This window comes from Micromonospora sp. NBC_00389 (assembly GCF_036059255.1).
Taxonomy (GTDB): domain Bacteria; phylum Actinomycetota; class Actinomycetes; order Mycobacteriales; family Micromonosporaceae; genus Micromonospora.
Window position 1 is genome coordinate 31053 of sequence record NZ_CP107947.1, and the last position, 13646, is coordinate 44698.

Consider the following 13646-nt stretch of genomic DNA (forward strand, 5'->3'; position numbering starts at 1 on the left):
GCTCGCAAACCCGGCTCACTCCTCACGCTCACGGTGCCACCTTCATTCGCGACTGCGGGGCTCGCAAACCCGGCTCACTCCTCACGCTCACGGTGCCACCTTCTGCTCGCGCTGACCCGCCAGGTCCAGCGCCACGTCCACGATCATGTCCTCCTGGCCGCCGACCATCCGGCGCCGGCCCAGCTCGACCAGGATCGACCGGACGTCGACGCCGTACTTCGCCGAGGCCCGCTCGGCATGCCGCAGGAAACTCGAGTAGACCCCCGCGTACCCCAGGGAGAGCGTCTCCCGATCCACCTGGACCGGCCGGTCCTGCAACGGGCGGACCAGGTCGTCGGCGGCGTCCATCAGCGCGAACACGTCGCAGCCGTGCCGCCAGCCGTGCAGCTCGGCGACCGCGACGAAGACCTCCAGTGGCGCGTTGCCGGCCCCGGCGCCCATCCCGGCCAGCGAGGCGTCCACCCGCACGGTCCGGCCGTGCGGGGCGTCCGGGCCGACCGGGGCTGACCCGGTGACCCGGCCGTGCTCGACGGCCAGCACGCTGTTGGCCACGCCGAGCGACAGGTTGTGGTGGGCGTGGATGCCGATCTGCGTCTCCGGCGCCAGCACCTGCCGGTACGCGTCGACCCGCTGCGCCACGTCCGACATCAGCAGCCGGCCGCCGGAGTCGGTGACGTAGACGCAGTGCGCCCCGTACGACTCCATCAGCTTGGCCTGCCCGGCGAGCCCGGCCGGGTCGTTCATGTGCGACATCATCAGGAAGCCGGCCACGTCCATGCCGTTCTCCCGGGCCCAGGAGATGTGCTGGGCGGAGATGTCCGCCTCCGTGCAGTGGGTGGCGATCCGGACGCTGGTCACCCCGAGCGCCTTCGCCGCCCTCAGGTCGGCGATGGTGCCGATGCCCGGCAGCAGCAGGGTGGTCAGCTTCGCCGAGGTCAGCACCTCGGCGGCTGCGGAGATCCACTCGGCGTCGCTGGCCGCGCCGTGGCCGTAGTTGACGCTGGAACCGGCCAGCCCGTCGCCGTGCGCCACCTCGATAGCGGCCACCCCGGCGGCGTCCAGCGCGGCGGCGATGGTGCGCACCTGCTCGACCGTGTACCGGTGAGCGATGGCGTGCATGCCGTCGCGCAACGTCACGTCCTGGATGTACAGATCCGTCATCGGGCGATCACCTCGCGCAGAGCGACCAGCCGCTCCGCGGTGCGCAGCGCGGCGGAGGTCATGATGTCCAGGTTCCCGGCGTACGCCGGCAGGTAGTGCCCGGCACCGGAGACCTCCAGGAAGACCGACACCTGCAACGCCGTGAGCTGCCGCCCGAGCGTCGGCAGGTACGCCTCGACCCGGTCGAACTGCACGTCCTGCTTGAGCCGGTAGCCGGGGACGTACTCCTGCACCGTCGCCACCATGTCCGCGACCGAGGCGGCGATGGCGGCGGTGTCGGCGTCGGCGTCCGGGCAGAGGCAGTAGACGGTGTCGCGCATCAGCAGCGGTGGGTCCGCCGGGTTCAGCACGATGATCGCCTTGCCCCGTTCGGCGCCGCCCACCACCTCGATGGCCCGGGCCGTGGTCTCGGTGAACTCGTCGATGTTGGCCCGAGTGCCCGGACCGGCCGAGCGGGACGCGATCGACGCGACGACCTCCCCGTACGCCACCGGGGTGACCCGGCGCACCGCGGCGACGATCGGCACGGTCGCCTGCCCACCACAGGTCACCATGTTCACGTTCGGCTCGTGCAGGTGCTCGTCCAGGTTGACCGGCGGCACCACGTACGGGCCGAGCGCGGCCGGGGTCAGGTCGACGACGGTGCGGCCGTGCGCGCGCAGCACCTCGTCGTGGCGCCGGTGCGCACCCGCCGAGGTGGCGTCGAAGACCAACTCGACGTCGGCGAACTCGGGCATCGCGACCAGCCCGTCCACGCCGTCGGCGGTGGTGGCCACGCCGAGCCGGCGGGCCCGGGCCAGGCCGTCGGAGGCCGGGTCGATGCCGGCCATCGCCACCATCCGCAGCTCGCTACTGAGCCGCAACACCTTGATCATCAGGTCGGTGCCGATGTTGCCGGAACCGAGCACCGCCACCCCGACGCTCATGCCGGCACTCCGCTTCGCTCCGTGCCGCCATGAGGCACCACGACCCTGCGCCGATGATTCGCTCGCTGACGCTCGCTCATGAGGATCCCTCCGTGGAGAAGCAGGTCCGCACCGAGCCGAGGCCGGAGATCCGCGCCTCGTAGGCGGCGCCCGGGGTGACCGGCACCATCGGGCCGAGCGCCCCGGAGAGCACCACGTCCCCGGCGCGCAGCGGGTCACCGGCGCGGGCCAGCGTTTCGGCCAGCCACTGCAGGGCGTGCAGCGGGTTGCCCAGACAGGCTGCGCCCGCGCCCACCGACACCGGTTCCCCGGCGTGTTCCAGCACCATCCCGCACAGCCGCAGGTCGACGTCGGCGAGCCGGCGTGGCGACGTGCCGAGCACGAAGAGCCCGCTGGAGGCGTTGTCGGCGACGGTGTCCACGATGGAGATGTCCCACGCCGCGATCCGCGAGTCGACGATCTCGATGGCGGGCAGCACATGATCCACAGCGCGGATCAGGTCGACCGTGGTGAGCTGCGGGTCCGGCAGGGCCTTGGCGAGCACGAACGCGATCTCCGCCTCGACCCGCGGCTGGAGCAGCCGGTCGATGGGCACCTCGACCCCGTCGCCGACCGCCATCGCGTCGGTCAACATGCCGAAGTCCGGCTGGAACACCCCGAAGGTCTCCTGCACCGCCCGCGAGGTCAGCCCGATCTTTGCACCGACCCGGCGCTCGCCGCGGCCCTGCCAGGCCCGCGCCTGGTGCTGCTGCACGCGGTACGCGGACTCGACGTCCCCCTCCGGCAGCAGCCGGCCGCGCAGTGGCGGGCACGGCTTGCCGGTGCTGCGGGCCTCGGCCAACTCCCGGTTAGCGGCCTCGATGTCAGCTTTCATGCCCGCTCCTCGCTGCGGCGGCTCACGACAGGTCCACGCACACGTTGGTGAGTTCGGAGTAGAAGTTCAGTGAGTGCACGCCACCCTCGCGGCCGATGCCGGACGCCTTCACCCCGCCGAACGGGGTGCGCAGGTCACGCAGGAACCAGGTGTTGACCCAGACGATGCCGGCGTCCAGCCGTACTCCGGCCCGGTGCGCGCGGCCCACGTCCCGGGTCCACACCGTCGCCGCCAGGCCGTACTCGGTGCCGTTCGCCAGGGCGTACGCCTCGTCCTCGGTGTCGAACGGGGCGACGTGCACCACCGGGCCGAAGATCTCCTCGCGGTTGGTGCGGGTGTCCGGGCCGAGCCCGGTGAGCACCGTCGGCTGCACGTACGACCCGCCGTCGCGGGCGTCACCGAAAGTGGGCGTGCCGCCGCCGGTGAGCACCTCGGCGCCCTCGGCGCGGGCCAGCTCGTAGGCGCCGAGCACCTTCGCCCGGTGTTGGTGGGAGATCAGCGGCATGGTCGCCGTGGCCTCGTCGGCCGGCCAGCCGTACGCCAGCTCGCCGGCCCGCTTCGCCAGCCGGGCGGTGAACTCCTCGAAGACCGGGCGCTGCACGTAGAGGCGTTCGGTGCAGAGGCACACCTGCCCGCCGTTGGTGAAGCTGGAGCGCACCGAGCCGGCCACCGCGGCGTCCAGGTCGGCGTCGGCGAAGACCAGGCCGGCGTTCTTGCCGCCCAGCTCGAAGCTCACCGCCTTCACCCCGCCTGCGGCGGCCCGCATGATCGCGCCGCCGGTGGCCGACTCGCCGGTGAAGGTGATCGCGTCCACCCCGGGGTGGCGGGTGAGGAACTCACCGGCCGAGTCGGGCCCGAACCCGTGCACCAGGTTGAACACCCCGGCCGGTACGCCGGCGGCGGCCATCACCTCGGCGAGCAGTGTCGCCGAGGCGGGCGTCTCCTCGCTGGGCTTGACCACCACGGCGTTGCCGCACGCCAACGCCGGGGCCACCTTCCAGGTGAGCAGCAGCAGCGGCAGGTTCCACGGCACGATGACCGCGACCACGCCGACCGGCTTGCGGACCGCATAGTTGAGCGCCCGGCCGCCGGTCGGGGTGACCGTGGTGAACGACTCGGTGGGCGCGGTGGCCACGATCTCCGCAAACGCCCGGAAGTTCGCCGCGCCGCGGGGGATGTCCAATGTGCGGGCCTGGGCGATGGACTTGCCGGTGTCGGCGACCTCGGCGGTGACCAGGTCGTCGAAGCGGCGTTCCAACTCGTCGGCGACCCGGCGCAGCACCTCGGCGCGCTCCCGTTCGCCCATCCGGCCCCACGGCCCGCGCAGCGCTGCCCGGGCGGCGGCCACCGCGTCGTCCACCGTGGACTTCGAGGCCTCGACCACCTCGAAGACCGGCTCGCCGGTCACCGGGCTGGCCTTGGTGAAGGTGGGCCCGCCGTCGACGAACTCGCCGGCGATGAAGTTGCGCAACCGCCCCGGCCCGGCCGGCGCATGGCCGGCCATCAGCCGCGGGTCCCAGTTGCCGGTCATGCGCGCCTCCCTCGGCTGAGCGCGGCGCCGATCGCGCCGACCAGCAGCAGCGCGGCGCCGCCGGCGAACGCGCCGAGCACCCGGTGCTGTCGGCGGACCCGGCGGCGAACCTCGGCGTACGGTGTGGTGGAGAAGGACACCAACTCGTACTGGGAAACGTACCGGCCGGGCAGGGCCCGTTCCAGTGCGTGCTCCACCCGGCGGCCGAGCTGGAAGACCGGGGAGGCGACCTTGTCCCGCATCTCCACGAAGTTGGTCAGCGCCATCCTCGCGATGGCCTCGGCGTTCTCCTGCCGCCGCCGCTGGAACAGCGGCAACGCCGCCAACCAGTCGTCGGCGCACTCGTCCAGACAGCGGTCCAGCTCCACCACGTCCTCGAAGGCACAGTTGGCGCCCTGGCCGTAGAAGGGCACGATGGCGTGCGCCGCGTCGCCGAGCAGGCCGACCGTCCCGTTGACCTGCCAGGGGGTGCAGCGGACCGTGCCGAGCACGCCCACCGGGTTGTGCTGGTAGTCGTCCACCAGGTTCGCCGCCAGCGGGACCACGTCCGGGTAGTGCTGGACGAAGTGCCGCTCGATGGCCGCCGGGCTGTCCAGCGAGGCGAAGCTCCCGGCACCCTGGTTGGGCCAGAACAGAGTGCAGGTGAAGGAGCGGTCCGGGTTCGGCAGCGCGATCATCATCGAGGTGCCGCGCGGCCAGATGTGCAGCGCGTCCGGGTCCAGCGCGAAGTCCCCGCCCAGCGGCGGGATCGTCAGCTCCTTGTAGCCGTAGTCGAGGAAGTCCACGCTCTCGCGCAGCAGCCCGTGTGCCAGCAACTGGCCACGCACGGCGGAACCGGCGCCGTCGGCGCCCAGCACCACCGACGCCTTGGCACTGACCGGACCCTGCGGGGTGTCGAAGCTCAGGCCGCCGTCGGTCGGGTCGAGCCCGACCAGCCGGTGGTCGAAGACGATCCGTACCCCGGGCAGCGCGGCTGCCGCGTCCAGGAGGGCGTTGTTCAGTGCGCCCCGGCTGATCGAGTTGATCGCCCGGTCGCCGGCCGCGCTGTACGACTGGAACTGCGGCTCCCCGTCGACCGGGTGGATCATCCGGCCGCGCATCGGCAGCGCGTCGGCCATCACCTGCTCGGCCAGGCCGATCCGGCGCAGGGCGTCCAGGCCGCGCTCGGAGAGCGCCAGGTTGATCGAGCGGCCCCGCTCGGCCGTGCCGGCGCGCGGGTCGGGCCGGCGCTCGTAGAGGGCCACCGGGTAACCGCGCCTGGCCAGGAAGCAGGCGGCCAGGCAGCCGGCCAACCCGGCACCGATGATCGCGATCTCGTCGCGCCGGGCGGTCATCGGGACACCTGCCCTACCGTCGCGGCGAGCGCGGCGGCGGCTCGCCAACAGTCGTGGTACGTGGAGTAGAGCGGCACCGGGGCGAACCGGACGACGTCCGGTTCGCGGGCGTCGGCGATCACGCCGTGTTCGTGCCGCAGCCGCTTGGTCAGCTCGGCGGCGTTGCCGGCGCCGATCCGCACCGAGAGCTGACAGCCCCGCCGGGCCGGGTCGCGCGGGGTGACCACGCGCAGCGGGCGATCGGCGGTGACCTCGTCGAGCAGCCGCTCCAGCCAGCCGGTGAGCCGCAGGCTGCGCGCGCGCAGCGCCGGCATGCCGACCGCGTCGAACAGCTCCAGCGAGGTACGCACCGGGCCCATCGCGAAGATCGGCGGGTTGGAGATCTGCCAGGCCTCCACTGTGGCCGGTGGCCGGGACACCGGCGTCATCTCGAACCGGGTGGCCGCCGCGGTGCTCCACCAGCCCTCGAAGCGGGGCAGGTCGGGGTCGCCGAGGTGCCGCTCGTGCACGAAGACGCCGGCCAGCGCGCCCGGCCCGGAGTTCAGGTACTTGTAGGAGCACCAGGCGGCGAAGTCGACGTCCCAGTCGTGCAGGGCCAGCGGCACGTTGCCGACCGCGTGCGCCAGGTCCCAGCCGACCACGGCACCGGCCGCGCGGCCGGCGGCGGTGATCGCCGGGATGTCGAGCAGCTCGCCGGTGAGGTAGTTGACCCCGCCGAGCAGCACCAACGCCACCCGGTCGCCCTCGGCGGCCAGGTAGCCGGTCACGTCCTCGGTGCGCAGGGCATCCTCGCCGGGACGCGGACGCAACCGGACCACGGTGTCGTCCGGGTCCAGGCCGTGGAACCGGGCCTGGCTGCGCACCGCGTAGCTGTCCGAGGGGAACGCGGAATCCTCGATGACGATGCGGGTGCGGGCGCCGGCCGGGCGGTAGAAGCTGACCATCAGCAGGTGCAGGTTGACCGTGAGGGAGTTCATCACGACGGTCTCCGCGGGCCGGGCGCCGACCAGTCGGGCGGCCGGCGCCGTCAACAACTCGTGGTACGGCAGCCAGGCGCGCTCCGCCTCCAGGTGCCCCTCGACGCCGAGCCGCTGCCAGGAGTCCAGGTCCGCGAGGAGTTCGTCGCGGGTGGCCCGGGGTTGCAGGCCGAGCGAGTTGCCGGCGAGGTACGCCGACTCGGGGTGGCTGCCGCCGTCCGCTGGCGGGACGTGGAACAGGTGCCGGTGGCCCGGATCGGCCTCGTCGAGGCGGCGGGCCTGCGCTTCGCCAGCGGCGAGGCCCAGAGGCTCGGTTTCAGGGGTGTGCACAGGGGTGTCTCGCTCTCCGGTCACATCGCGGTGCGGGCCGACCACAGCTCCGGGAAGACCACCCGGGCCATGCTGCGCTGCAACCACGCCAGTCCGGCGGAACCGCCGCTGCCGACCTTGGCGCCCATTGTCCGCTGCACCGCCTTGACGTGGTTCCACCGCCAGTCGCCGAACTCCTCGGCGACCCCGCTCAGCGCCTCGCCGAGCAGCCGCAGGTGGTTGTCCGGCCCGGTGTCGGCGTAGATCCGTACCCAGGCCGCCTCGACCGATGGCTGCGGGTCGTGCTCGACCGCCACGTCCCGGTTCAGCAGGTCGGCGGGGAGGTCGAAGCCGCGCCGGGCGAGCAGCGCGAGCACGTCGTCCCAGAGGCTCGGGGCGGCCAGCGCCGCGGTCAGCGCGGCGTGCACCTCGGTCTGCCGGCGGAACGGCCGGATCAGCGCCGGGTCGCGCAGCCCGAGCAGGAATTCCAGGTGCCGGTACATCGCCGACTGGAAGCCGGAGCCCTCGCCGAGCAGGTTGCGGAACCGGTTGAAGTCGGCCGGGGTCATCCAGCGCAGGCCCTGCCAGGCGGCATTGAGGCCCTCCAGGTGCAGCGCGGCGCGGCGCAGCGGGGCCAGCGCGTCCCAGACCCGGTCGTCGCGCAGCAGCCGCTGGGTCTCCCGCAGCTCGTGGCAGGTCAGCCCGAAGTACAGCTCCATGATCTGGCTGACCATCAGGAAGGACATCTCGCCCGGGTCGCTGCTGAGCGGATGCTGCAACTGGTGCAGGGCGCTGGCCTGCACGTACGCGTCGTAGGGCACCAGCTCGGCGAACTCCAACGTCGGCTCGCCGCCGTTGCGTGCGGCGCGGGCGGCCCGCTGCCGTGGGGTCACCGGTCGCACCGTGGCGGCGCGGTTCGGCGCCCGCCGCTCCGTCTGATCCACCATTCGTCTCCCTCCCCCGGACTGGTCGACGTCATGATCTCGCGGTCGGATGGCCTGCGGAATGCCGGATCAACGGCGCTTCCCGCGCTCAGCCGGCAAGCCAAAGGCATCTGGGCGAATCCGGTTCACGAAAGTAAGGTCTGAGCGTGGACGACATGGACTGGGCGCTGCTGCGCGAGTTGCAGGCTGACGCCCGCCTGTCCTTCAGCGAGTTGTCCCGGCGGGTCCACCTCTCGCCACCCGCCGTGGCCGAGCGGGTCCGTCGGCTCGAGGAGGCCGGGGTGATCACCGGCTACCACGCCCAGGTCGACCTGACCCGGGCCGGCCGCACCGTGGTCGCGCTCATCCGGATGTCCTGCTACGGCGCGCGGTGCATCCTGCACGACCCGGCGGTGGCCGGTTGGCCGGAGATCCTGGAGATCCACCGGATCACCGGGGACGCGTGCAGCATGCTCAAGGTGGCGGCCGGCTCGATCGGCGAGTTCGAGGCGGTCATCGACCGGCTCGCCCCGTACGGCCAGCCGTCGAGCACGATGGTCCTGTCCTCCCCGCTGGGCTGGCAGCCGATCACGCCGCTCCCCTCCGGCAGCACCACGCCCCGCCGCCGCTGACCGACCCCACCCTGCCCGCCTGCGGGTTTGCCCCCCGGCCAGCGGGAAAACAGCGCTTGTGCCCAGGGGAGGGTTCCGGCGGTTGTCGCCGGTAGGGGGAAATCATGCAGGGTCTTCGCACGATCAACCGCGCACTCTCGGCCGCCCTGACACTGATGGGGCTGGTCGGGGCATTCGTCCTGTTGTCGGTCTCACCGGCGAGTGCCGGTGAGAACACCTTCGTCGAGGTGACGCCCAGCAGCGTCCAGGCCGGAGGCCGGGTCCAGGTCCGGGCGAGCTGCGACAACGACAACAATCGCCAGGCCACCGTGCAGTCCGACGCGTTCGGGCAACTGATGCTCAGACCGGACAGGGGTTTCCTGACCGGGTCGGTCACCATCCCGGGCGACAAGCAGCCCGGCGAGTACCCGGTCGACCTGCGCTGCGATAACGGTCAGACGGCCACGACCACTCTGACCGTGCTGAACATGGCCTCGCCCAGCAAGGGGCCGGCGACCGGGGGCGGCGGCACCGCTGGCGGCCGGGGCACCGGATCGCTGCTGGTGCTCGGCGGCGTGGCGCTGGTGGCCACCGCCGTCGCGCTCGGCATGGCCGGCGGCCGGCGGCGTACCGGGGCGGGCTCCTGAGCAGGACACGCCATGACCCGATCCTCCGCGCGTGCGCGGCCGGACCGCGGTGCCCGGGCCCGGTCCGGGGCGGCGCTGCGCGCCTCCGGCCGGCTGGTCGCCCGGGCCTCCGGCCGGCTGCGCAGGGTCGCCGGGCAGGCCGTGTCGGCCAGCGTCGCCACCACCGATCCGGCCGCCCGCCCGTTGCCGCCGAGCCGCCCGGCCGGCTCGCCGCTGCTCCGACGTCGGTTCACTACCAACCCGGGAGTGCCGGTACTGGCCGTCGCCGCGCTGATGGTGTTGATCGTGGCGATGCTCGGCATCGAGCAGGTGACCGGGGTCAGCCTGTTGCCGGACCGGATCACCGCCGGCCTGCGGCCTCCGCCGAAGAAGTTCCCGGTGCTGCCGGCCAGCCGCCCGGTGGGTCTCGCCATCCACACGCTGGAGCTGCAGGCTCCGGTGCACGGCGTGGGCATCGCACCGGACGGCACCATCGCCGTCCCGGACGCGGCCCGCGCCCAGGAGGCCGGCTGGTACGACCAGGGACCCACGCCCGGGCAGTACGGCCCGGCGGTGATCGTCGGACACGTGGACACCACCAGCGGACCGGCCGTCTTCCACAAGCTGCGGGACCTGCGTTCCGGCGATCAGATCGAGGTCACCCGCTCCGACCGGAGCGTGGCGGTCTTCGAGGTGGACTCGGTGGAGCGGTTCGACAAGGCACAACTGCCGGTGGACGAGGTGTACGGCGACTTCAGCCGCCCGAGCCTGCGGCTGATCACCTGCGGCGGCCGATGGGTCGGGGGCGAGACCGGCTACTCGGACAACGTGGTGGTCTTTGCCTCGCTGGTGAAGGCTCGTTCTGCTTGAGGTTGGGGTCTGCGGGACCAGGATCAGGCGGCCGCTTCGGGCTCACGCAGGTCGAGCCAGTCGGCCCAGCGCGGATCGGGGGCGCGGTGCCCGAGCACCCGCCAGGCGGTGCCCTTCGGTGCGGCCGGCAGCGCGTGCAGCCGCCAGCCCAGCTCGGCCGGGGTCTTGTCACCCTTGGTGTGGTTGCACCGGGCGCACGCGGCGACCACGTTCTCCCAGGCGTGTCGGCCACCCCGGCTGCGCGGAAAGACGTGGTCGATGGTCTCGGCCGGGCCTCGGCAGTAGGCGCACCGCCACCCGTCCCGGGCGAAGATCGCCCGCCGGGACAGCCCGACGTGGGTGCGGTAGGGCACCCGGACGAAGCGGGTCAACCGGACCACCGACGGCACCGGGAGGGCGTCCCGGGCGCTGTGCAGGATGCCGTCACCGTCGGCGACGCAGACAGCCTTTGCGGAGAGGACGAGGATGGCGGCTCGGCGCACCGACACGACACACAGCGGCTCGTAGGTGGCGTTGAGGACCAGCGCGCCGGAGCCCACCGTGGGTCGTATGTCAGGCATCGCGCTCACCCTCCCGGTTCAGCGGCTGCTGCGGTACCGCCGCCGACCGGGGCCGGGCACGACGGCCCACACGGTCGACGCCGGTCCGATCACCGACGTCCGTTGCGCCAATAGTCCCTGATCGGACCCCGGATTGCACGTACTAATCCGGGGTCCGACATGAAGCTCTTTCCCGCACCTGTCACGATGGCCGGTTCGCCCCGGTCCGACCCCGCCCTCGGTGGCAGGTCACCCGGCCGGTGGGTCGGCGACGGGCTCGCCGGCTCGTTGCGGTACGAAGACAGGGTGAGTGCCGCCAGCCTGATGCCCCTTGCCCTGTCCACCGCCGCCCCGCCGGACTGTCAGGGAAGTACCTCCTGCGAATGGCTGTACGACATGACCAAATCGGCCTGGTTCGCCGAGGGCAGCTACTGGATCCTGCTCAAGCCACTGCGGGTGCTGCTGATCGTGGCGCTGGCGATGGTCGCCCGCTGGGCGCTGCACCGGACGATCAACCGGCTGGTCCGGACCACCACCAACGGTGCGGTGCCGACGATGCTGCGGCCGCTGCGCGAGCGGGTGCCCACCGCCGCGGTCGACCCGACGGAGTTCGTGCCGGAGCGCCGTCGGCAGCGGGCCGAGGCGATCGGTTCGGTGCTGCGCAGCCTCACCACCGCGTTCGTCTTCGGCATCGCGCTGCTGATGATCCTGCGCGAGTTCAGTTTCGACCTGGCCCCGCTGCTCGCCAGCGCCGGGATCGCCGGCGTCGCGCTGGGCTTCGGCGCGCAGAGCCTGGTCAAGGACCTGATAGCTGGGCTGTTCATGCTGATCGAGGACCAGTACGGCGTCGGCGACAACGTCGACCTCGGCGAGGCGACCGGTGTGGTGGAGTCGGTCGGGCTACGCGTCACCACCGTGCGAGACGGGCGGGGCGTGCTCTGGTACATCCGCAACGGCGAGATCGTCCGGGTGGGCAACAAGAGCCAGGGCTGGGCACTGGTCGTGGTGGACCTGCCGATCGGCTTCAGCGGCACCGAGGAGGCCACGGCCGTGCTGCGGACCGCAGCAGCCTCGATGGCGGTGGACCCGGAGCTGTCGCCGGAGATCGTGGAGGCGCCGGAGGTGCTGGGCGTCGAGCAGATGACGGTGGAGGGGGCGGTGATCCGGACGGTGGTCAAGACGACCGCCGACGGGCAGTTCGCGGTGGGCCGGGAGTTGCGCCGGCGGCTGGCGGAGGCACTGGAGAACTCGGGGATCACCGCCCAGATCGCCGCCTCCCGCAGCTATCCCGGCGTCCCGCTCCGGCCACTGGCCGACGGCGAGACAGGTCAGGGCGGCCCCACCTGACCCGGACGACGCTGTCCGGCCATCGAGGGGTCGCGAGCCGCCCGGCCCCTCAGGTATCGTCCGTTCGTTCAGTCGGGGATGCGACGAACGAACCGTTCGCCCTAGCTAGTTGTCAGACGATCGGGCAGAATCCGGAGCACGCGTTCCCGCCGGAGCGTGATCCACATCCTCGCTGATCCGTAGATCTGACGAGTGTTTCCGGCCCCGGCTGTCACGAGCGGCCGTCCCGGGAGCCGATGGAGGCGACGGTGCCCGACGAGCGACCTTCCGCGGAAGGCCCGGCGACATTCCGCGAGGTGTTCGCCCAACGCGAGTTCCGGGCCGTCTTCGCGGCCGGCGCGCTCTCCTGGGTCGGCGACTATGTCGCGAAGGCCGCGGTCACCCTGCTCGTCTACCAGCAGACCAAGTCCGTCGCACTGTCCGCCGCCGCCTTCGCCGTCAGCTACCTGCCCTGGCTGCTCGGCGGCCCCGTGCTCGCCGCACTGGCCGAGCGGTACCCGTACCGACGGGTGATGGTGGCGTGTGACGTGATCCGGACGGCGCTGATGCTGCTCATCGCCCTCCCGGACCTGCCGGTCCAGGCCGTCCTGGTGCTCATCTTCGCCGCCACGCTGGCCAACCCGCCGAGCCAGGCGGCCAAATCCGCGCTGATGCCACAGATCCTTGCCGGGGACCGGCTGGTGGTCGGGTTGTCGCTGAACAGCAGCGTGGGGCAGGCCGCCCAGGTCGTCGGCTACCTGCTCGGCGCCGCCGTGGCCGCGATCGACCCGGCCCTCGCGCTGCTGATCAACGCGGTCACCTTCGCCGTCTCGGCGCTGCTGGTCCGTCTCGGCGTCCGCGACCGGGCCCCGATGATGACCACCGCGCAGCGCAGCCACCTGCTCCGGGAGACCGGCCAGGGGTTCCAGATCGTCTTCGGCACCCCGGTGCTGCGGGCCATCGCGGTGCTGGTGTTCAGCGCGATGCTCTTCTCGATCGTCCCGGAGGGGTTGGCCGCCGGCTGGGCCAACCGGGACGACAACGGCGACCTGGACGCCGGCCTGGCGCAGGCAGTGATCATGATGGCCAACCCGCTCGGGTTCATCCTCGGCGGGCTGCTGGTGAGCCGACTGTTTGGCCCGGCCCGTCGGTTGGCCCTGATGCGACCGCTGGCGGTGTTCGCCCCGCTGGCGCTGGTGCCGGCGCTGTTCGACCCACCGCCGATCGTGGTGGCGCTGCTCGCCGCTCTCTGCGGGTTCGCGGTCGCCGGCATGCTGCCGATGGCCAACGGGCTGTTCGTCCAGGCGCTGCCCGGCGAGTTCCGGGCCCGCGCCTTCGGTGTGATGGCCACCGGCGTGCAGGTCATCCAGGGCATGGCGGTGCTCGTCACCGGCCTGCTCGCCGAGCGGTTCTCCATTCCGCTGGTGGTCGGCGTGTGGAGCGCGGCCGGCGTGGTGCTGATGGTGGTGGCGTCGCTGCGGTGGCCGGACCAGCAGACGGTGGACGGCGCCATCGCGGCGGCCTCCGCGGCCAACGCCGGGTCGCCGGCCAACCCGACGCCCGGCGCCACCCCGGCAGGGCCCCCCGAGCCGCGGGCCGGTGACGACCGCCGTCGGCACGCGGTCAGCTGAGCTGATCC

Annotated in this window: 13 protein-coding genes; 5 read left to right on the forward strand and 8 right to left on the reverse strand. The window is 72.5% G+C overall.

The window, feature by feature from the left end; translation table 11 throughout:
* Window positions 1-87: 87 nt before the first annotated feature.
* The 7 genes from dmpG to OG470_RS00195 all read right to left on the reverse strand — a co-directional run bounded on the left by dmpG (window position 88) and on the right by OG470_RS00195 (window position 8056).
* Window positions 88-1161: a 4-hydroxy-2-oxovalerate aldolase gene (dmpG, locus tag OG470_RS00165; protein ID WP_328419529.1), complete on the reverse strand. Its 1074-nt coding sequence runs from the start codon at window positions 1159-1161 to the stop codon at window positions 88-90.
* Window positions 1158-2087: an acetaldehyde dehydrogenase (acetylating) gene (locus OG470_RS00170; RefSeq protein WP_328419531.1), complete on the reverse strand. Its 930-nt coding sequence runs from the start codon at window positions 2085-2087 to the stop codon at window positions 1158-1160. The genes dmpG and OG470_RS00170 overlap by 4 nt, the downstream gene beginning before the upstream one ends.
* A 76-nt stretch (window positions 2088-2163) precedes the next feature.
* Window positions 2164-2961 (reverse strand): 2-keto-4-pentenoate hydratase, encoded by a 798-nt coding sequence (locus OG470_RS00175; protein WP_328419533.1) that lies wholly within the window; start codon window positions 2959-2961, stop codon window positions 2164-2166.
* Window positions 2962-2983: 22 nt separating this feature from the next.
* Window positions 2984-4465, reverse strand: coding sequence for a 2-hydroxymuconic semialdehyde dehydrogenase (locus tag OG470_RS00180; protein WP_328426031.1), 1482 nt, complete (start codon window positions 4463-4465; stop codon window positions 2984-2986).
* Window positions 4466-4488: 23 nt separating this feature from the next.
* Window positions 4489-5826 carry an FAD-dependent oxidoreductase gene (locus tag OG470_RS00185; protein ID WP_328419535.1) on the reverse strand — a complete coding sequence of 446 codons (1338 nt, stop codon included), beginning with the start codon at window positions 5824-5826 and terminating at the stop codon, window positions 4489-4491.
* Window positions 5823-7133 carry a kynureninase gene (gene kynU, locus OG470_RS00190; protein WP_328419537.1) on the reverse strand — a complete coding sequence of 437 codons (1311 nt, stop codon included), beginning with the start codon at window positions 7131-7133 and terminating at the stop codon, window positions 5823-5825. The genes OG470_RS00185 and kynU overlap by 4 nt, the downstream gene beginning before the upstream one ends.
* A gap of 20 nt (window positions 7134-7153) precedes the next feature.
* Window positions 7154-8056: a tryptophan 2,3-dioxygenase gene (locus OG470_RS00195; RefSeq protein ID WP_328426033.1), complete on the reverse strand. Its 903-nt coding sequence runs from the start codon at window positions 8054-8056 to the stop codon at window positions 7154-7156.
* Between the two features lie 146 nt (window positions 8057-8202).
* Here OG470_RS00195 and OG470_RS00200 point away from each other — a divergent pair, with 146 nt between their 5' ends.
* The 3 genes from OG470_RS00200 (at window position 8203) to OG470_RS00210 (ending at window position 10142) form a co-directional block, all read left to right on the forward strand.
* Complete coding sequence (locus OG470_RS00200; protein ID WP_328419539.1) at window positions 8203-8667, forward strand: Lrp/AsnC family transcriptional regulator; 465 nt, start codon at window positions 8203-8205, stop codon at window positions 8665-8667.
* A 104-nt stretch (window positions 8668-8771) separates the two neighbouring features.
* Window positions 8772-9293, forward strand: coding sequence for a hypothetical protein (locus tag OG470_RS00205; RefSeq protein WP_328419541.1), 522 nt, complete (start codon window positions 8772-8774; stop codon window positions 9291-9293).
* A 12-nt stretch (window positions 9294-9305) separates the two neighbouring features.
* Window positions 9306-10142 (forward strand): class F sortase, encoded by an 837-nt coding sequence (locus OG470_RS00210; RefSeq protein WP_328419543.1) that lies wholly within the window; start codon window positions 9306-9308, stop codon window positions 10140-10142.
* Window positions 10143-10165: 23 nt separating this feature from the next.
* Here the strand turns inward: OG470_RS00210 and OG470_RS00215 are convergent, their stop codons facing one another.
* Complete coding sequence (locus tag OG470_RS00215; protein ID WP_074313833.1) at window positions 10166-10702, reverse strand: HNH endonuclease; 537 nt, start codon at window positions 10700-10702, stop codon at window positions 10166-10168.
* Between the two features lie 303 nt (window positions 10703-11005).
* Here OG470_RS00215 and OG470_RS00220 point away from each other — a divergent pair, with 303 nt between their 5' ends.
* Both OG470_RS00220 and OG470_RS00225 read left to right on the forward strand, forming a co-directional pair.
* Window positions 11006-12028 carry a mechanosensitive ion channel family protein gene (locus OG470_RS00220; protein WP_328426035.1) on the forward strand — a complete coding sequence of 341 codons (1023 nt, stop codon included), beginning with the start codon at window positions 11006-11008 and terminating at the stop codon, window positions 12026-12028.
* A 236-nt stretch (window positions 12029-12264) separates the two neighbouring features.
* Complete coding sequence (locus OG470_RS00225; protein WP_328419545.1) at window positions 12265-13638, forward strand: MFS transporter; 1374 nt, start codon at window positions 12265-12267, stop codon at window positions 13636-13638.
* Window positions 13639-13646 lie beyond the last annotated feature (8 nt).

Bases quoted from the DNA above. Each gene is read 5' to 3' on its own strand.
- dmpG (WP_328419529.1), bottom strand. From the start codon at position 1,161: ATGACGGATCTGTACATCCAGGACGTGACGTTGCGCGACGGCATGCAC.
- OG470_RS00170 (WP_328419531.1), bottom strand. From the start codon at position 2,087: ATGAGCGTCGGGGTGGCGGTGCTCGGTTCCGGCAACATCGGCACCGAC.
- OG470_RS00175 (WP_328419533.1), bottom strand. From the start codon at position 2,961: ATGAAAGCTGACATCGAGGCCGCTAACCGGGAGTTGGCCGAGGCCCGC.
- OG470_RS00180 (WP_328426031.1), bottom strand. From the start codon at position 4,465: ATGGCCGGCCATGCGCCGGCCGGGCCGGGGCGGTTGCGCAACTTCATC.
- OG470_RS00185 (WP_328419535.1), bottom strand. From the start codon at position 5,826: ATGACCGCCCGGCGCGACGAGATCGCGATCATCGGTGCCGGGTTGGCC.
- OG470_RS00205 (WP_328419541.1), top strand. From the start codon at position 8,772: ATGCAGGGTCTTCGCACGATCAACCGCGCACTCTCGGCCGCCCTGACA.
- OG470_RS00210 (WP_328419543.1), top strand. From the start codon at position 9,306: ATGACCCGATCCTCCGCGCGTGCGCGGCCGGACCGCGGTGCCCGGGCC.
- OG470_RS00215 (WP_074313833.1), bottom strand. From the start codon at position 10,702: ATGCCTGACATACGACCCACGGTGGGCTCCGGCGCGCTGGTCCTCAAC.
- OG470_RS00220 (WP_328426035.1), top strand. From the start codon at position 11,006: ATGCCCCTTGCCCTGTCCACCGCCGCCCCGCCGGACTGTCAGGGAAGT.
- OG470_RS00225 (WP_328419545.1), top strand. From the start codon at position 12,265: ATGGAGGCGACGGTGCCCGACGAGCGACCTTCCGCGGAAGGCCCGGCG.